The following is a 17,246-nucleotide window of genomic DNA, read 5'->3' as shown; positions in this document are numbered from 1 at the left end:
CCATTAATTTCAAGAGCACACTTTGAATTATTCAGTTCAAAATACCTTTTTCATTCTGAAGTTTTTCAAATGAACTCCTTTTCTAATATTTCTATTGGTCTTCACTACGTGATAGCCACTTTTTTCAAAGAAACCTCTCCCAGACACACTTACGTCTGCATATAGTTCCGACAAATCATTCAATTTTGCCTCATTTTCAATGTTTTCTAACATTTGCTTCGCTATTCCCTTCCCAAATTCATCTTTCTGAACAAACATCAAATCTACATAATCCATGGGCCCGAGCGAACTAAAACCCACCAATTTGGTATCCCGATGTGCCAATAAAAAATATTCGCCCTTTATTTTGTTCAACCACATCGTTCTATTTTCTGTCGATGAGGCCCAAACTTCCTTTTGTTCTTCATTATAGTCCTCATTTGCCAAAACATTCGCTTTAAACAAACTCAAAATATTCTCTAAATCCCCTACCTCAGCCCTTCTAAATTTCATATTTATGATTTTGTGTACTTCCCACCTTAAAATAAGTGATAAAACACAAAAATGATTCATTAATTTTGCATTATCGTTCAGATTGGAAATTAATCGCTTAGAAATTCTGTTTCAAAACAGATGAATAAAGAAATGCAAAAAAATACGAAGTTTGAGGTGATGGCTCCGGCGGGTTCGTGGGAAGCCATGATGGCCGCTATAAAAGCAGGTGCCGACTCGGTATATTTTGGTGTGGAGCAGTTGAATATGCGAGCTCGCCAAACCAATAATTTTTTGGTGGACGATTTGCCCGAAGTGGCTCGAGTATGCGGCGAAGCTGGAGTAAAGAGTTACATCACCATGAACACCATCATCTACGATCATGACATTTCTTTGATGCGAAGGATTGTAGATAAAGCCAAGGACGCGGGCATAACAGCCGTAATAGCCTCAGACCTGTCGGTGATGAATTATTGCCGCAAAAAAGGTATGGAAGTGCATATTTCTACGCAATCCAACGTAACTAATATCGAAACAGTTGAGTTTTTTGCCGACTACGCCGACGTCATCGTGATGGCCCGTGAGCTTACGCTCAAGCAGGTGGGTGACATGGTGAAAGCCATAGAGAGGAATAAAATAACAGGACCATCGGGCAATTTAGTACAAATAGAAATCTTCGCTCACGGAGCACTTTGTATGGCGGTTTCGGGTAAGTGCTACTTGAGCTTACACTCTCACAATGCCTCGGCCAATCGTGGTGCTTGTATTCAAAACTGCCGCCGAGAATATACTGTAACCGACGAGGAAGGAATAGAGCTACAAATTGATAATGAGTACATTATGTCAGCCAAAGATCTTTGTACAATAGATTTTCTTGATAAAATACTTGAAGCCGGTGTAAGAGTTTTGAAAATAGAAGGCCGTGGACGTGCTGCTGACTATGTTTACACCACTACCCAATGCTACAGAGAGGCCGTAGATGCTTTTGAAGAAGGTACTTACACCCAAGAAAAAATAGAAGTTTGGAAAGAGAAACTTAGCTCAGTTTATAACCGTGGATTCTGGGACGGTTACTATTTAGGCCGTAAAATGGGCGAATGGAGTAATGTACATGGATCTGTGGCCACCACAAAGAAAATTTACATCGGCAAAGGCGTTAAATACTTTGAAAAAATAGGTGTAGGTGAGTTTTTGATGGAAAGTCACGACATCAATATTGGTGATAAATTGATAGTAACAGGTCCAACGACTGGCTTGATAGAAACTACGGTAGAAGAAATCAGGTTGGGTTCTGGAGAATCCGTAGAGAAAGCCATGAAAGGCAATACCATTTCGTTGGCGATAGGCGAGAAAATACGCCCTTCAGACAAACTGTACAAGATTGTAGCTGCCGATGCCTAAGATGTTTCATTACCGCCAACGCTGCATAGGTTGCAATGCATGCGTAGAAATAGCCTACAACCGTTGGCGGATGTCTAAAAAAGACGGAAAAGCAGTTCTCCTTGGCGGAAAAGACAAAAAAGGCATCTACCAAGTGGAGCTTGATTATGATGAAGTTGACGAAAATAAGCGGGCTGCTGAGGCTTGTCCTGTGAAGGTTATTCAGGTTTTGGAGTGAGAAGCCTGATTTTTATTCAATTCTTTAAAAATCGGTGGTGAAGATATTTTGGCTAAAGCCAAATATGCTAATTCCAAAAATGAGAATGGGCTAAAGCCCATTCCAATTGAAATTCCCCAGATGAATGGCTAGGAATTGCATCGGGCTTTAGCCCGATGGCAGAAATGATTTTTCAAATGACTGGCTTTAGCCAAAATTCCATTTTAAAATATATCCTACACCCCAAACTGCCTCAAATGGTGATCTAAGTGTTTATAAAACATATTGTTCCATTCTGTACTGGTAAGTGGCCCAAAAGAATGTGATTCTTTTCCTTCAAAATGTTCAGCACCCAGTTCTTGGGTTTTAGTGATATAGGCTTTTAATCTAGCTTTTTCAGCTTCAAAATTTTTCTCGTCTTTTATCAAAAAAGCTGGGGCCGTTGAAGAGTTTTTCCTAAAGGGGGTTTCATTCACCACAGCATTTTTGATTATCAATTTCATGATAAAACGCATAAATGCATTCGGTTTTGGATGAATGTTTTCGAAGGCCATTTCGTAAGAAACATTGCAGTGGGCCAGCATCTTGTCTACTGACATTTTGCCCCATAGTGGTTGGGTAGAGGGTGTAAGCTTGTCTATTCGTGCAAATAATTCGTCAGTAGCAGTTTTGTCGAAGATGTTTTTGAGCATTGGAGTTTATTTTTTTATAAAGTTAAGAAAAATCACTAAATCCTCCACCGAAAAGACTTATTATCAATGGCCCGCATCGTGCAGAGTATACCTTTCAAATGGTCGAATTCATGTTGAAAAAGTTCAGAAAGGTCATTTTCGAATAGAGCGGTTTGCTTTTCCCAGTTTTCATCTAAATACTCAATCTCAATGGATTTGTGCCTTAAAACCTTCACAAAAAGATTGGGAAAACACATACAATCATCCCAAACTTCAAACATTTCCGGGCTCTTATTGGTAATTTTTGGATTAATGAAAACCATTGGTTTATCAATGTTCATATAAATCAAACGTTTCATTATACCCAGCTGTGGTGCTGCGATTGCCCTGCCAAAATTATACTTAGCTCTAATATCCTCCATCACATCGTGTAAATCTCGCACCCACTCATTTACCAAAGGTAATTCATGCGGTTCTACTTCCTCAGAAATCTCGTAAAGTAGCGGATTTCCTAAAACCAACAAATCGTTGACAGTTTTCATATTTTATTTCTAACTTTAAACTTTCGCAATCTATAAATTAGTGGCAAAATGTCTTTAAAAAAACTCAAGTTTCTCTTTACCCTTGTTTCCTTCTTTGTGCTTCAGGATGCCAATTCTCAAAGTAAGAATATCCTGATTTACAATGCCAATGTGATAGATGTAAAGACTGGAGCAATCAAACACAACAAAGCCATATTGATTGAAAATCAAACAATTAAAGGAATTGACACTTTCAAAAAATATAAAAAACTGGCCTCAGAAAAAATAGATGCCAAAGGCAAATTTGTGATTCCCGGCCTTTGGGATATGCACATACATATCGAAGGGCAAGACTTGGTGGAAGACAACAAAGCACTATTTCCAGTTTTTATAGCCCATGGCATCACGACTGTGAGAGATGCCGCGAGCGACTTGGGTCTTCAGGTTTTAAAATGGCGAGATGAAATAAACGATGATAAACTTCTTGGTCCAACCATTTATACCGCAGGCCGAAAACTAGAAGGTTTGAACTCTATTTGGAAAGGCGATTTGGAGATAGAAAATGAAGCACAATTAACCCAAATGCTGGATTATTTAGACAGCCTTAAAGTAGATTTTGTAAAAATTACAGAGAATACGTTGAAAGGTGACCTGTTCCTTAAAAGTGTAATTGAGGCCAAAAAACGAGGCTATTTGGTAACGGGACATGTACCTTACGACCTTACTATAAATGACTTGGCTAACGAAGGTTTTTCTGCCATTGAACATGCCAGCTATTTATTAAGGCTTGGAAATGATGAAATTACCGCGAAAACAAGTATCCTGAAAGGAACCCTAACAAAAGCCCAAGCTGAAAAAGACTTTCTGATTAAATTTAACCAAGAAAAAGCAACCCGAGCCTATGCAGAATTGGCAAAGAAAAACGTGGCCGTTTGCCCTACATTGATTGGTGGCAAACAGTTGGCTTATCTAGACGAAAACAATCATAAAAATGATGATTTCCAGAAATATCTAACTAAGCGATTCATGTCTAACTATCAATGGCGAATAGACCGTATGGCAAACGAAACAGCAGAACAAAAGCAACAACGAAAAGAACGTTATCAATTGATTGCGAAGCAATTGCCTTATGTACAAAAGTCTGGCATGTTGATAATAGCTGGTAGCGATTGTGCGGCATTGAATACCTTTGTATATCCTGCTGCTAGTTTGCTAGAAGAATTAGACTTGTTCCAAAAAAGTGGTATGAGGCCTTTGGAAATTCTACAATCAGCCACTATGAACGGGGCAAAGTTTATGGGCAAATTTGAAAAATCTGGAAGCATAGACATTGGAAAAGTAGCAGATTTAGTGATTTTAGACGAAAACCCCTTGAATGACATCAATGCGGTCAACAAAACCTTTGGAGTTTTTACGAAAGGACAATATTTCGATAAAAATGCACTTAATGAAATGCTCAATCAAGCCGCCAAAAAGAAAACAGAATTGGATAAAAGCAGGGAATAATTTATCCTAAATTTGTGCTGATGATAGACGAATTCAAAACCCTAAAATCTAATTCAGAAGGCCTTTTTAAAGACAAAGGAAGTAAGTTTTTTGCTTATGCCTTTCCAATTCAAAGTGAGGAAGACGTTCGATTTTATTTAGAAACCGTTAAAGCTGAACATCCTAAAGCCCGACATGCCTGCTATGCCTACAAACTTGGCATAGACGAGACCAATTTCCGAGCCAACGACGATGGAGAGCCTTCGGGATCGGCCGGAAAACCGATTTTGAACACCATCACTTCATTCGAACTAACAGATACTTTAGTGATCGTCATTCGGTATTTTGGCGGAACACTTTTGGGCGTACCTGGCTTGATAAATGCCTATAAAGAAGCTACCAAAGAGGCTCTTTCGATAGCAGAAATAGAAACCAAAACCATCAATAGCTTAGTGAAAATCAGCTATGATTTTGACCAAACCAATGCCGTCATGCAAATGGTGAGAAAACTTGAACTTACGGTAAAAGAACAAACCTACGACAATCGTTGTGGAATAATTCTAGATGTCAGAAATTCTTATATCGACAAAATCAGAGAAGAACTCAAAGAATATTGGAGTTTGGAGATAGAGGTGCTTTAGCTCTAAAATTTTCGTTAAAAACCTTCATGCTCCTAAATTAATTCACACTTTTTCGTACGAATAAATGTAATCTGTAACACTTTATCGTACGAATAAATGTAATATACGACACTTTTTCGTTCGAAAAAGTGTATTTATTGAAAATAATTTCTAATTTTACAGCATTAAAATACTGTAAATCAGCATGAAAAGAGATCTAAGTCAAAAGCTCATTGAATGGAAAAATTCTCCGGCAAGAAAACCATTAATAATTCAAGGTGCAAGGCAGGTAGGAAAGACTTGGTTGATGAAGAATTTTGGAGAACACAACTTCGAAAAATACGTGTATTTAAACTTTGAAAGCAGCACAAGACTGAAAGATTTATTCTTGCCAGATTACAGTATTCAAAGAATCATAGCTGCTATCGAAATTGAAACTAATCAACAAATTGATCCAGGCAATACGCTATTAATTTTTGACGAAATCCAAGAAGCCGAAAAAGGATTAACCGCACTCAAATATTTCTGCGAAAACGCTCCTGAATACTATATTGTGGCCGCTGGGTCATTACTGGGCGTTTCAATACAAAAAAAACATTCTTTTCCAGTAGGGAAAGTTGATTTCTTGAATTTATATCCTATGTCATTTACAGAGTTCCTGGCATCGAATAATGAAGAACGCATAGCAACAGAAATTAAAAATGCCAATTGGGACTTATTGAATAGTTTTCATGATAGACTTGTGGAGCAATTACGTTTGTATTATTACATTGGCGGTATGCCAGAGGCCGTTTATGCCTATCAACAAAATAAAAACTTAGAAGTGGTAAGAGAAATTCAGAACAAAATTTTGGTCGGATATGCCAATGATTTTGCGAAATATGCACCGAATGAAATCGTACCCAAAATCAAATTGGTTTGGAATTCAATTATTAGCCAGCTTTCGAAAGAAAACAAAAAATTCATTTATGGTCAAATAAAAAAAGGCGGTAGAGCAAAAGAATTTGAATTGGCAATCGCTTGGCTAGTAGATGCTGGCCTTATTCTTAAAGTACACAACCTCAGCAAGCCAGAATTACCACTAAACGCTTATGCTGAAATTGATAATTTTAAACTTTACTTCTTAGACATAGGGCTTTTGAATGCCATGGGAGGACTTGACAAGCAAATTCTATTGGAGAAAAATACTATCCTAACCGAGTTTAAGGGAGCACTGACTGAGCAATTTGTTTGTCAACAATTGTTCCCGAAAATTAAGCTTTATTATTGGTCAGCACCTTTGGGAAACGCCGAAATAGACTTTGTGTTCCAAAAAGAAAATCAAGTTATACCTTTAGAAGTAAAAGCCGAAGAAAACCTCAAAGCCAAAAGCCTAAAGGTGTTTGTGGAAAAATTTGAAAATCCAAATGCCATTAGAACTTCAATGAGTAAGTTTAGAAAAGAAGATTGGCTTACTAATATTCCACTATATGCTGTAGCAATTACTGTCTAAAATATCTAAAAACTTGACATTCGTGTTAAGGTTTCATAAATAGATAAACACCACGAACTCACAAAAAACTTCATTAATTCGTGGTGATTTTAAACCTTTTAAGCCAAAGATTTCCTGGCTTCACCATCGGGATTATTGGCTAAAACAGAAGTATCGTCCAATATCATCGTTTCACCATTTTGGGTAGTATATGGTTTCCAATTTGGCAAACCGCCACCATTTGGATTTGACGTTTTTATAAAACTTAAAAGTGATTTCGACATTTTTTCCGACAATGCTCTTGGTCGCTTGCCTCCACCTGTATGCGTAAGCATGAGATCGGTATTGTAAAACCAAAAACAAATGTCGTCACAATGGAAGGCTCTCATACGTCCATCAAAAAGCGGTGGCTGCCAGCCAAACCATGCCAAATAAACAGGAGACTTCTTTTGCGAAAACTTGGCATCGGCAATGGCCACGGCATTTTTTCTGTTCGAAATTATCATCGACCAAAGCTCAATAGGCTTGGCTTTCGGGAAGTTCTTTGCGTAGGCTTCCACTATTTCTGATGATTTATTACCAAATCTTGGTTTTATTTTCTCTTCAACTTCAGCCAGCGTAATTCCCTCTAACCTAGCATCCGTCCGGCTCGGGCTTTGTTCATTGAATGTAGAACAAATAATTACAGGGATATCTGCTGAAAAATGATTGGAATCGGCAAAAAACGTACCTCCATTTAGATATTCGCCATCAGCCACAGGCGAAAAACCACCTCGCATAAGATTTAACCTTTTGGCTTCATCAGCCATTTTTACTACAGCTCTATCAGCTATATCAATGTATTCTCTCCACGGAATCTGCTGTAGTTTCTCTACTTCACCATTTTTAAGACCAGCTTCTTCCATTACTTTCTGTCCCAATTTCTCTGCATATTCCTTATTAACTCCAGCCAAAGAACCTCCACTCAATACCACTGCTTTGTGAAAAAGCCCTTTTGCTGCCGGCATGTTCATCAAAGTAGTCACTTTCGAACCACCTCCCGACTGACCCATAATGGTGACATTGTTGGGGTCGCCACCGAAATTTGCGATATTGTTTTTTACCCATTCTAGTGCCAAAACCATATCCAAATTTCCAACATTCCCTGATGCCGGATGCCCTCCTGCGGCTTTCAAATGGCTATAACCCAATGCCCCCAATCTGTGATTTAGTGAGCAATAAACGATATTTCCGAGTCGAGAAATATTTTCGCCATGATAGCCGTCTTGCTCAATAGCGTTTCCGTTGACAAAACCGCCGCCGTGAAGCCATACTAAAACTGGACGTTTTTGGGTATCAATTGCTGGCGTCCAAACATTGATTTTTAAACAATCCTCAGAAACATCGTCGTAATTCCAATGATCTACAAATGAGGCATAAGTATTGGCGTAGCGTTTCTCCATAATCTGTGGAGCAGAATTCCCCCACCAAAGTGTTGGTCGAATATCTGCCCAAGGAGCTGGTTTTTGTGGTGGCATAAAACGGTTTTTACCCGAAGTGTCCGCTCCATATGGTACACCCAAGTATGTAATAATGCCTCTAAGAATAAAGCCACGTACTTTACCATGCTCTGTATTGGCTATGGCAATATTGTCACCAACAAACAGTTGTTGGTCGTCTCCGTTGGGTTTTGAAGCAGCCGAAACTTTGGAGGTATGGCCAAAGGTCTCGGTGGAAATTCCGATTCCAGCTCCTACCATACCGAGCGATTGGATAAAATTACGTCTTGATGATTTCATATTCTTTGATTTTATAAAAGGCTGAAAATAAATATTTAAGCTAAAAATATAAATATTTCAGGATATTTCTTCACAAAATCCACAGCTTAGGAGAATCAACCCACAAAATGTTATTTTTCTTCGACAATCGCTTGAGAAAACTTGAAGAAATCACAAATACAGATTCTGAAAAAAATTGGTGCAAATAAAAAAACCTTCTATATTCTCAACTTTCCTAATACTTACAAGCACTCCTATCCATTTCTAAGTAATGGCTCTTGTAATTCTTGGCTTTTTTGTCCATACAGCCCTTGAGATTCAACAATTTAATATCCTTAAAGTCAATCGGATGACTTTCGGCTTGAAGAGCTATATAACCTTCCTTTAGCGGCTCTCCGTTTCGTTTTTCCCAAAAAGCTGCGGCTTCATCACTAAAACCCCACTGTTTCCAGTTGAAATTCTTGGTGTTTCCCTCCCCCACTTTGGTATTTTGGTAACTCAAAACGGTATCGCCTTCTATAATTTGGTGCACCATAGAATCGCCCAAAACTATTAATCGAGCCCTTATCCATTGATCTCCATCATAGGTTTTCGAGTCAGAATCTATACAGTGTTCCATTCTAAGTTTATTGTTCATGTACACGTGTGTACCTGGTGTGCACAGATTGGCCGTATGCCTTGGGCCATTGCCTAATCCTCCCAAGAGTTGCATTTCGAGCGAAACTGGAAAATCTTGGTCATAACTCAAACTTTGAGCCGACTGAGAGTGAAACATCACACCGCTGTTTCTTACATTCCAAGTGGCTCCGCCTGGTGTTTGATTTCCTGTGAATCGGTAGGTGTAGTCTAGAATATAATGGGAATAAGGGGTTTTGTAATACAAATGACCATAGTTATCCCCGAAAGTTTCATACTCTTTATAGCTAATTCTGAGCATTTTATCTTCAACCAAAAAAGTATTTTTGTGGTTATCGTTGACATTATGACCGGAAATTTTGATATCCCATCCATCAAGATTTTTACCATTAAAGAGACTTTGCCAGTCAGATTTTTTTTGTGCAAAAACCACAGAGATACTCAAGAAAAAGCAGATAATTATTTTCATTTTTAAAAGAATGGTTGAAGGTCAAATTTACGGTAATTTTAAGTTAGTTTTACTTTTAACTAAAAAAAATGACCTCATGGAGGCCATTTTTAAATTGACGATATTTATTACTTTTTGATTATTTTTTCCAAGAAAGAGCGTTGATATTTCCTCCAATTTTCTTTCCTTCGGCTAAACCTACTTCGTTGTCTTGACTGGTGTGAATTCCTCCGTACAATCGTGATATTCCACATTCTATGGCAGTTTGAGATATTGAAGTGAAGCTTCGTTTTTTATACTCTACATTTCTGAATATATCCTTTGGCCTACCCACGTGAGTCATGTCGTCAAAAGCCACGTTATCACCATAAACACTAATCAGAGCTTCCGCGGCTGACGAGGCTTGGGTAGCATGACCTGAGGCAAAAGCTGGGAAAGGCGGTTCAGGCCAAAATTGTTCAAAAGAACCTTTAATGTTTTTACGGATATATGCCGCTGGTCTGATAGAGTGATAAGTGTATTTACATTTCCAACAATTGATAAATGCATCAGCCACTGACATGCCCACTTTAGCGAATGACTCTGCCGCCGTGAAAAGATTTGGCTTCTTTACTCTCAATATTTGCAGTGCCAAGCTATAAGAGTGGCCAGGAGGAGCATAAGTCTCTGATGGGTCATCTCCCCACCAGTTGGCAATTTCCTTTTGAGTTTGAGTCAGTGACAGCTGAATATCATAAACCTCTTTAAACTCCTTATAAAAAGCAGAGTTTTTATCGTCAGAGTATGGAATCATTTCCGGAATAGATAACTGAGAATTAGTAGAGGTAAAAGTCCTATTTTTACCCCAGTGTGGGTGAAGAGGCATTAATACGGAGGATTGACCGTTCATTGGCGGTGTCCAGTTCATAGTAGTTCTAGGAAATACATACTTCGGGTCAAAGTTTGTCAAATAGCCCAAATGCCCCCCGTCTGTTTTTGACCATTCATATATAGCCTTGGCAACACTCAATCCATATCTTTTTGAACGACCAATTGTTGCGGTATCGGTTACTACTAAATTTCTCTCGGCATAAATGGCATTTTCCAGTGAGTCCAATCTCTTATTATCAGTTGCCATGGCATGTTGCCACATTTGTTTAATAATATATGCCTGGCCCGCATTCAGAGAAGTTTCCCAGTCATAGGCCTTATCTTTTTCCGGTTTTGGAAGTGTACCGAGTCCGTTTAATTGTGGAGCCACAGATTGATAAACAATACTGCCATTGACCACGGACTCGTACATCGTAAGACCGATATAGCCCAAAGACCGAGAAACATATGTTGGAGTTTTTAGCTGCTGAGCTTTCAGATGCCTAAGCGTCATTTCCGCCCATTTATCAGCAACTACATTAGATATTTCAAGCTCAACGGGATCTGGAACTTTCTCGGTGTCTTTACAACCAACAAAAGAAAAGACGACTACCAGAAATAAAATATAAATATTACTTTTCATAAAATACAAATTAAGTTGAAAGTAAGGAAATCAAAAATGAGACCAGAATTTATATTTCCTAAACTTTTACTTAATAAAAGGCTTAAAACTATCAATCGACCTTGAAATTCACTAAAATAAGCAATTAAAATCTATACGAATAAGTTGCCGAAACAAAATAATCAGCAAAAGCCGCATCCCCATGCCTTAAACCAGCGGGATCTTGGCGATCACTCCACGATTTGATTCTGTTACGCACAATAGCATAAGGAGTAGAAACCGCAACAGTATGTCTGCTATTCATCCAGACCACACCAGGCTCGATAGAAACTATATAACCAGGCCTACGAGAACCCTCACTACTACCGATTGCATCAATTGCCGGCAATCCTTCCACTCTTCCGCCCAGACTTAGAGCTACTCCTTTTTTGGGCAAAATATTATAATTCATTCCAAGCCTACCAGCAAATTGATCTGGCACAGAAAGGCCCGTTTGCTCGTTAACACCTTTCGGACTAAATAGATAAAATCCGTTGTAATAGACGGTTGCATTCTTAAAAACAGACTGATATCCTTGAATTTCGATACTCGCTCCCCAACCACTATCACCCAATTGGATAGATTGATCAACAGCTTTACTAAGAATGTACTCTTTCTTGTTTTTATCTAATTTATAAAAGTCACCCTGTACGTTGGCATCGCCAGTGGGAGCTTTAACACCCAAACCAACCGCAAAGTTACCTTTCACATGGGTATTTGGATCTAATACCCAATACGTAGAGGTTAGCCTTAAGTCCCCAATTCCTCTGGAATAAGTAAAAAATCTTTTCCTCTCTGGATTAGCTTCTACTGAGTTTCCATAATGCTCATACAATGAAGACCTTGAATTGTCATTATAGGGCATATTAATTGCAATATTGAGTCTGTCATTTACAGCATAAGAAAGGCCAAAGTCAAACGAATGTGACCAGTTTCTTACATCTGTACCTTCCTTAACGCGATGAGTTTGCTCCTCTGTACCTACAAAATGCTTGTATGAATGCAGATATCTATATCCAGTTGTAAATTGCCATTGACCGTCTAACATTGTCGAAGTGCCATTGTTTACTCTGCCCGAAGCACAAGCCATGTGTCTAACCGCTATACAACCTTGAGAGTAAGCTTGACTTATTGAAAAAACGAGACCAACTAAAAGTAATATTCTTTTCATTTCTTAATTATTTAATTTTCTTGGTTAAAGACCTGATCCATCTGCTTTACCTCTGGCAATAGCATATTCCCCAATTTTTTTACCATGAGCTAATCCCATCTCACAATCTATCCTGTAGTGAATCAGGCCAAAAACTCTCGAATTTGATGCCTCTAATGCCTTAGCATCAAACTCAGCTGATTTTGCAGGAAATATTGAACCCAAAACAGTAGCTGCTGCAGAGGAAAAAGTAGAGTGACCTGATGTATATGATGGGAAATTGGGCAAACCTACAGAGGTTTTTAACCCAAATTGTTGAGGACGAGGGGTGTAATAGTAATATTTTGTATCCCAACAGGCTATTCCCGCATCCATAAGTGCAGTTCCAACCAAGGCCAAGGTTCTGGCCATTCTAACTTCGCTAAACTTGGCATCAAAGGCGGCATTGGCAGCAGTTCTGTGCCAATGACCAGGTGGTGTGTAACTGCCAGGACCGTCTGCCCAAAAATTGGCAATTCGAGATTGTTCTCGTGTTTGGTTTTTATTGATTTTATTGAGTTCTGCTAAATCATCTTTAAATTCCTTAGTATCTTCTAAATAAGGAATAGATGGTCTGATTTTAATCATTGTGGCTTTGTCAAAATTCCAAGTGGCTACAGCTCCAAAATTAGGCAACATCGGTGGTCTTGCTGGCGTTTCTTGACTTACCCAAGGAGTTTTTACACCCAATTTCTTAGCATTTTCTATCATTGACGCAGTAACAGCCTGATTGTTAGAAGCAGCCATTCCATCCGTTTTGGCCTTTGCCATTACTTTGGCCGCAACCGCTTTTCCAAGAGCATCACCAGCGGAAATATCACTCGGAACGTTCATTCCAGCCCATAATCTGGTATTTTTTGCCTCAGCAAGTTTTCCATCTAGATATGGAACTTCGCCTGGAAACATGGCCACCAAAATAGTATAAGAAGCTGCCGCAACAACGGCATCCTCAGATGGATAGCTTGGCAAATCAGAAACTGGCAAAAGAACAGAAACCGATGGGTCATTCTTTGATGGAGCTTTTCTATTATATTTTGTTTTATAATTCCATGCACTTACCAAAGCGTCGTATTGTGCTACACTCAAATAGGCCAGAGCACGAGAAACGTAAGGCGGATTGGCAAAAGGAAAACGAGGATCGGCAAGTGGATTGGCTGCATCTGGCACAGGATATTTACCCTCGGCATTTGAGGCTGGAGGTTGATTATACTTTGCCGACAATTCTCTAGCTATTTCGTTCCATCTGTAAGTGGCTCCCGCACCCCAATAATTAATGGCTTTTTTATTTTCAGGTGTAATAGTGGAAATTGTAGTCTTCAATGCTGCAATTTCGGCCAAATACTCCGCCGAAGAGGCCGCCTTTGGTTCGGCTACAGTTACCTCTGTTGGTGAAGATAAAACATACGTTTTCCAAGAACCCGCACCTAAGTCTAATGAGGCTGGAATATAAGCATCCGTTGCGGGCTCGTCCACGGTTTTGTCGCATGATGAAAAAGCTACACAAAAAGCAATGCACAATATTATAGATTTGAAAATATTTTTCATTTTAGAATATTCTTTAAAAATTAAAACTTGATGTTATTGATCTGATACAATAATCCGACGCTGTAGCCCAATGACTGACCTACATTGAGTCCATTCGTAACGTAATTCACGCGGGCATTCAAACCAATATTTTTAGGCTGAAATTTGGCATAAGCCCCCACCATGGTCATATTCATCTTGTTAGTTGGAAAAGGCATATCATTTCTTCGAATGTTATCTCCACTCACACAAGCATTTCTTTCAATAAATGCTTCCGCTTGAATAGTCTTTTTCAAATAACCAATCCTCAAGGCCGCATCAGTCGTGTTTGGTAGAGCTACCTCATCTGTATTATACATCTTGCCGTAAGCCAAATAGGCGTCTCTGTCAACTTTTATATTTGAGCGACCTGAATAACTTCCGTGAGCGGTAAGGTATAATCCAGACTTATGTTGATAGTTGGCCAATAATCTTCCAGTGGCGGTTTTGCTTTTCAAACCGATGGACATGGGCAAAAAGTCAGGGACATAATCCGAAATGGGAGTAGAAGCACCTCCAATTGCATGCAAGGACAAACCTTCACCATCAAACATTTTGTATTTAACCCAAAGTGAGAGATCTTGAAGACCTTTTTGCCCCATCAAATTTCCCGCACTGGCCTTTGTAGAAACATAGGGTAAACCCACAATAACATTCAGCTTATCGGTAATTCCGGCAGCTACCATTGGCATTACATTTTGAGTAGTATGTGTTCCAATGTTTAGATTTTCTCTTTTGAGGGTATTTTCCCAATATTCTTTCCAACTGCTGCTGCCATAGCTTACCGCCAAACAGGCTGTGCCTTTGGGCATATAAATAGCATCATGAGGCATTTGTGCCTTGGTTAATTGACTAAACAAAAAACTACAAACTAAAACGAGATAAAATTTCAACTTCATAAATTAAGAGGTTTTTAAATTTCCAGAATTCTGTAATTCAATACACAAAAACTAGTATTTTTACATCAATTGGCTTGCACAATATTAAAAAGGCAAAAGATAAAATCCAATATTTTGGAATAAAGAAAATCGATATAATGACAAAAAGTTACTTTTCTCAAAATTTAAAAAACTTAAGAAAATATCATAAAATCACCTTAGAAGAGCTTTCAGAGGCCGTCAATGTGAGTAAAAGTGCTCTTTCTGATTATGAAAATGACAAATTTTCGCCATCTCTCATTATATGCCGAAAGATTGCCGACTTCTTTAAAACAAGTATCGATATTTTAGAATTTTCCGAGATATTGGAAAAAAATAAGGATGGCGAACTAATCTTAGCAAACCAAGAGTCTCACCCAAAGCAGATTTTAGAAGCCAAAGAATATGCCGAGGTTTTGGAAAAACAAAAAAATGAGTTGTTACTAGAGCTGCGATTACAAAAACAAAAAGTAGAATCGCTAACATTACAAATGCGATTACAAGAACAGCTAAAAGCCAGTAAACTTTCGGAGATTGAACTACTGAGGAGTCAGATTATACTTCTACAAGAAAAAATCGGTCTTATTCAGAAATAACTACAACTCTCCAATCGGATTTTCAAAGCCTTTAGAAATCTCAATCTGAGCATTTTCAAAAAACATATTAATTTCATTTGATATTTCCTCCTTTGGCCTATTGGTCAACAAAGTAAGAATCTCCACCTGTGCAAACAGAAAAGTTTTGAGATAAGCTTGGTTCTTAACAATTTTAGACTGGTTGTGTATAATAGCCGTTTGGTTGTGAATAATTATACCTAAATTCTGAATTATGGTGTTCTGATTGGCTATAACCAAGTCATGATTATCCGCCACGTGAGTTTGATTTTGAAGCAAATAATCATAATTCTCTACCATACTTGCCATATGAGAGGACACATCCGTGAGACGTTTGGTTATATCGCTTACTTGATCAGCTACGTTTTCAATTAAATCATTAGATTTTGCCATAAAGAATTGCGTCGGTTTTCTAGAAATTCGGTTTATAATTCAGAAACATTACGAAATTAATATATTTCCAAGACAAATTTCCAAAATTCTGCAATACCAAGCTATATTTGAAATTGATAAAAAACTAAAGATTCAAAGTATTTGAAAAAACTACCCAAACTGTATATCGTTTTTTACCTCTTGGTTATTTCGGCATGGTTAATCTATGTAACGCAAAATCAGCTATTTTACTACATAGAAAAGCATATTTGGGCGGTAGTTACGATGATATTTGGCTCATTTATAGCTGGTTCCAGTCCAGAAGGCAGTGCTGCTGTGGCATATCCTGTGTTTACCTTGCTTCTGGATATAAAACCAGCCGTTGCGAGAAACTTTGCATTTGCTATCCAAAGTATAGGCATGACCGCAGCCTCGCTTCTCATACTCGGCCTAAGAATCAAGGTGGACTGGAATTACATTAAATATGTTACGATTGGTGGTATTTTCGGCCTCGTATTTGGCACCTATTACGTAGTTCCTTTAATTTCGCCTCCCATGGCCAAGCTTTTCTTTGTTTCGCTGTGGCTGAGTTTTGGAATAGTACTCTGGCGAGAAAATCTAATACCAACTAGAATGGTGCACGATTTGATAGAAAATTTCCAAAAATCAGACATGCTTAAACTGCTATTCTTCGGTCTGATTGGCGGCATCATATCGTCTATTTTCGGAACTGGCATCAATATTTTCACTTTCTGTTTAATGACCATTTACTACGGTATTAACGAAAAAGTAGCGGTTCCTTCGTCCATTATCATCATGAGCATAGAAACCCTTCTAGGTTTTTTTATGCATGCCGGAGTTATAAACGACTTTCAGCCGGAAGCCTTCGAAATGTGGATTGCCTGCATACCCTTCGTGATTGTATTTGCACCGCTAGGTTCATTTGTAGTATCGAAACTGCCTCGTACAGCGATTGCAAACTTCCTGAATATCATACTTTTTGTTCAGTTTGCAGGAGCCATGTGGGTGATAAAACCCAATGCTTTTCAATTAACGATCTGCGGATTAACACTTCTGAGTGGACTAATTTTGTTCTTTTTTCTATCCAAAAACGCCCGAAGTTAATCAATGCTCGTGTTTTCGTTTCACAGGATCCCAACCATGTCCTCCCCATGGGTGACAGCGAGCCATTCTTTTGAAGCCGAGCCATGTGCCTTTCAAAATCCCCCACTCCTTTATACTATCAATCATATATTGTGAGCAAGTTGGCTGAAACCGACAAGCATCAGGAAAATAGGGCGAAATACCTATCTGATACAGGCGTACGACCAATATCAGTAAACCACCGAAGATTTTGTTGATTATTTTCATAAAAAAAGACAGGCCAAAGACCTGTCTTAAAAA

General features: G+C 38.5%; 18 protein-coding genes. 7 read left to right on the top strand and 11 right to left on the bottom strand.

Annotation, left to right across the window (positions count from 1 at the left end; translation table 11 throughout):
• Window positions 1-36: 36 nt before the first annotated feature.
• Complete coding sequence (locus EGI31_RS18715; protein WP_255038680.1) at window positions 37-492, bottom strand: GNAT family N-acetyltransferase; 456 nt, start codon at window positions 490-492, stop codon at window positions 37-39.
• Between the two features lie 132 nt (window positions 493-624).
• On the opposite strand from EGI31_RS18715, the gene EGI31_RS18710 reads away from it, so the two are divergent.
• Window positions 625-1,872, top strand: coding sequence for a peptidase U32 family protein (locus EGI31_RS18710; RefSeq protein ID WP_255038679.1), 1,248 nt, complete (start codon window positions 625-627; stop codon window positions 1,870-1,872).
• Window positions 1,865-2,089 carry a ferredoxin gene (locus EGI31_RS18705; protein ID WP_255038678.1) on the top strand — a complete coding sequence of 75 codons (225 nt, stop codon included), beginning with the start codon at window positions 1,865-1,867 and terminating at the stop codon, window positions 2,087-2,089. Before EGI31_RS18710 ends, EGI31_RS18705 begins: the two co-directional genes overlap by 8 nt.
• 215 nt (window positions 2,090-2,304) lie before the next feature.
• Here the strand turns inward: EGI31_RS18705 and EGI31_RS18700 are convergent, their stop codons facing one another.
• Window positions 2,305-2,760 carry a DUF1569 domain-containing protein gene (locus EGI31_RS18700; protein WP_255038677.1) on the bottom strand — a complete coding sequence of 152 codons (456 nt, stop codon included), beginning with the start codon at window positions 2,758-2,760 and terminating at the stop codon, window positions 2,305-2,307.
• A gap of 35 nt (window positions 2,761-2,795) precedes the next feature.
• Window positions 2,796-3,281, bottom strand: coding sequence for a peptide deformylase (locus EGI31_RS18695; RefSeq protein ID WP_255038676.1), 486 nt, complete (start codon window positions 3,279-3,281; stop codon window positions 2,796-2,798).
• Window positions 3,282-3,329: 48 nt separating this feature from the next.
• Between EGI31_RS18695 and EGI31_RS18690 the strand changes: the two genes are divergently transcribed.
• The 3 genes from EGI31_RS18690 (at window position 3,330) to EGI31_RS18680 (ending at window position 6,857) form a co-directional block, all read left to right on the top strand.
• Window positions 3,330-4,766: an amidohydrolase family protein gene (locus EGI31_RS18690; RefSeq protein WP_255038675.1), complete on the top strand. Its 1,437-nt coding sequence runs from the start codon at window positions 3,330-3,332 to the stop codon at window positions 4,764-4,766.
• A 20-nt stretch (window positions 4,767-4,786) separates the two neighbouring features.
• Window positions 4,787-5,386, top strand: a complete 600-nt coding sequence (locus EGI31_RS18685; RefSeq protein ID WP_255038674.1) for an IMPACT family protein — start codon at window positions 4,787-4,789, stop codon at window positions 5,384-5,386.
• Window positions 5,387-5,570: 184 nt separating this feature from the next.
• On the top strand, window positions 5,571-6,857 hold the full coding sequence (locus EGI31_RS18680) for an ATP-binding protein (RefSeq protein ID WP_255038673.1): 1,287 nt from the start codon (window positions 5,571-5,573) through the stop codon (window positions 6,855-6,857).
• 98 nt (window positions 6,858-6,955) lie between these two features.
• On the opposite strand, the gene EGI31_RS18675 is transcribed toward EGI31_RS18680, so the two are convergent.
• The 6 genes from EGI31_RS18675 to EGI31_RS18650 all read right to left on the bottom strand — a co-directional run bounded on the left by EGI31_RS18675 (window position 6,956) and on the right by EGI31_RS18650 (window position 14,838).
• Window positions 6,956-8,614: a carboxylesterase/lipase family protein gene (locus EGI31_RS18675; RefSeq protein ID WP_255038672.1), complete on the bottom strand. Its 1,659-nt coding sequence runs from the start codon at window positions 8,612-8,614 to the stop codon at window positions 6,956-6,958.
• A 214-nt stretch (window positions 8,615-8,828) separates the two neighbouring features.
• Complete coding sequence (locus EGI31_RS18670) at window positions 8,829-9,698, bottom strand: 3-keto-disaccharide hydrolase (RefSeq protein ID WP_255038671.1); 870 nt, start codon at window positions 9,696-9,698, stop codon at window positions 8,829-8,831.
• 118 nt (window positions 9,699-9,816) lie between these two features.
• Window positions 9,817-11,169, bottom strand: a complete 1,353-nt coding sequence (locus EGI31_RS18665) for a vanadium-dependent haloperoxidase (RefSeq protein ID WP_255038670.1) — start codon at window positions 11,167-11,169, stop codon at window positions 9,817-9,819.
• Window positions 11,170-11,293: 124 nt separating this feature from the next.
• Window positions 11,294-12,358: a hypothetical protein gene (locus EGI31_RS18660; RefSeq protein WP_255038669.1), complete on the bottom strand. Its 1,065-nt coding sequence runs from the start codon at window positions 12,356-12,358 to the stop codon at window positions 11,294-11,296.
• A gap of 24 nt (window positions 12,359-12,382) precedes the next feature.
• Window positions 12,383-13,921, bottom strand: a complete 1,539-nt coding sequence (locus EGI31_RS18655) for a vanadium-dependent haloperoxidase (RefSeq protein ID WP_255038668.1) — start codon at window positions 13,919-13,921, stop codon at window positions 12,383-12,385.
• A gap of 20 nt (window positions 13,922-13,941) precedes the next feature.
• Window positions 13,942-14,838, bottom strand: a complete 897-nt coding sequence (locus EGI31_RS18650; protein ID WP_255038667.1) for a transporter — start codon at window positions 14,836-14,838, stop codon at window positions 13,942-13,944.
• Window positions 14,839-14,975: 137 nt separating this feature from the next.
• Here EGI31_RS18650 and EGI31_RS18645 point away from each other — a divergent pair, with 137 nt between their 5' ends.
• The gene (locus tag EGI31_RS18645) at window positions 14,976-15,452 is read left to right on the top strand and encodes a helix-turn-helix transcriptional regulator (RefSeq protein ID WP_255038666.1); all 477 of its coding nucleotides are present in this window, start codon (window positions 14,976-14,978) and stop codon (window positions 15,450-15,452) included.
• Here the strand turns inward: EGI31_RS18645 and EGI31_RS18640 are convergent, their stop codons facing one another.
• Window positions 15,453-15,863, bottom strand: a complete 411-nt coding sequence (locus tag EGI31_RS18640; RefSeq protein WP_255038665.1) for a hypothetical protein — start codon at window positions 15,861-15,863, stop codon at window positions 15,453-15,455.
• Window positions 15,864-16,004: 141 nt separating this feature from the next.
• On the opposite strand from EGI31_RS18640, the gene EGI31_RS18635 reads away from it, so the two are divergent.
• The gene (locus EGI31_RS18635) at window positions 16,005-16,967 is read left to right on the top strand and encodes a sulfite exporter TauE/SafE family protein (protein ID WP_255038664.1); all 963 of its coding nucleotides are present in this window, start codon (window positions 16,005-16,007) and stop codon (window positions 16,965-16,967) included.
• Here the strand turns inward: EGI31_RS18635 and yidD are convergent, their stop codons facing one another.
• Window positions 16,968-17,213, bottom strand: coding sequence for a membrane protein insertion efficiency factor YidD (gene yidD / locus EGI31_RS18630; protein ID WP_255038663.1), 246 nt, complete (start codon window positions 17,211-17,213; stop codon window positions 16,968-16,970).
• Between the last annotated feature and the right edge of the window lie 33 nt (window positions 17,214-17,246).

It is taken from the genome of Lacihabitans soyangensis, from assembly GCF_024343775.1.
In the GTDB taxonomy this organism is placed as follows: domain Bacteria; phylum Bacteroidota; class Bacteroidia; order Cytophagales; family Spirosomataceae; genus Leadbetterella; species Leadbetterella soyangensis.
Note: the sequence above shows the minus strand (reverse complement) of the source record. Positions and strands in the feature narration are given on the sequence as shown.

Excerpts from the sequence above, each read along its gene's own strand:
- EGI31_RS18715 (WP_255038680.1), bottom strand. The coding sequence starts at position 492 with ATGAAATTTAGAAGGGCTGAGGTAGGGGATTTAGAGAATATTTTGAGT.
- EGI31_RS18710 (WP_255038679.1), top strand. The coding sequence starts at position 625 with ATGCAAAAAAATACGAAGTTTGAGGTGATGGCTCCGGCGGGTTCGTGG.
- EGI31_RS18705 (WP_255038678.1), top strand. The coding sequence starts at position 1,865 with ATGCCTAAGATGTTTCATTACCGCCAACGCTGCATAGGTTGCAATGCA.
- EGI31_RS18700 (WP_255038677.1), bottom strand. The coding sequence starts at position 2,760 with ATGCTCAAAAACATCTTCGACAAAACTGCTACTGACGAATTATTTGCA.
- EGI31_RS18695 (WP_255038676.1), bottom strand. The coding sequence starts at position 3,281 with ATGAAAACTGTCAACGATTTGTTGGTTTTAGGAAATCCGCTACTTTAC.
- EGI31_RS18690 (WP_255038675.1), top strand. The coding sequence starts at position 3,330 with ATGTCTTTAAAAAAACTCAAGTTTCTCTTTACCCTTGTTTCCTTCTTT.
- EGI31_RS18685 (WP_255038674.1), top strand. The coding sequence starts at position 4,787 with ATGATAGACGAATTCAAAACCCTAAAATCTAATTCAGAAGGCCTTTTT.
- EGI31_RS18680 (WP_255038673.1), top strand. The coding sequence starts at position 5,571 with ATGAAAAGAGATCTAAGTCAAAAGCTCATTGAATGGAAAAATTCTCCG.
- EGI31_RS18675 (WP_255038672.1), bottom strand. The coding sequence starts at position 8,614 with ATGAAATCATCAAGACGTAATTTTATCCAATCGCTCGGTATGGTAGGA.
- EGI31_RS18670 (WP_255038671.1), bottom strand. The coding sequence starts at position 9,698 with ATGAAAATAATTATCTGCTTTTTCTTGAGTATCTCTGTGGTTTTTGCA.
- EGI31_RS18665 (WP_255038670.1), bottom strand. The coding sequence starts at position 11,169 with ATGAAAAGTAATATTTATATTTTATTTCTGGTAGTCGTCTTTTCTTTT.
- EGI31_RS18660 (WP_255038669.1), bottom strand. The coding sequence starts at position 12,358 with ATGAAAAGAATATTACTTTTAGTTGGTCTCGTTTTTTCAATAAGTCAA.
- EGI31_RS18655 (WP_255038668.1), bottom strand. The coding sequence starts at position 13,921 with ATGAAAAATATTTTCAAATCTATAATATTGTGCATTGCTTTTTGTGTA.
- EGI31_RS18650 (WP_255038667.1), bottom strand. The coding sequence starts at position 14,838 with ATGAAGTTGAAATTTTATCTCGTTTTAGTTTGTAGTTTTTTGTTTAGT.
- EGI31_RS18645 (WP_255038666.1), top strand. The coding sequence starts at position 14,976 with ATGACAAAAAGTTACTTTTCTCAAAATTTAAAAAACTTAAGAAAATAT.
- EGI31_RS18640 (WP_255038665.1), bottom strand. The coding sequence starts at position 15,863 with ATGGCAAAATCTAATGATTTAATTGAAAACGTAGCTGATCAAGTAAGC.
- yidD (WP_255038663.1), bottom strand. The coding sequence starts at position 17,213 with ATGAAAATAATCAACAAAATCTTCGGTGGTTTACTGATATTGGTCGTA.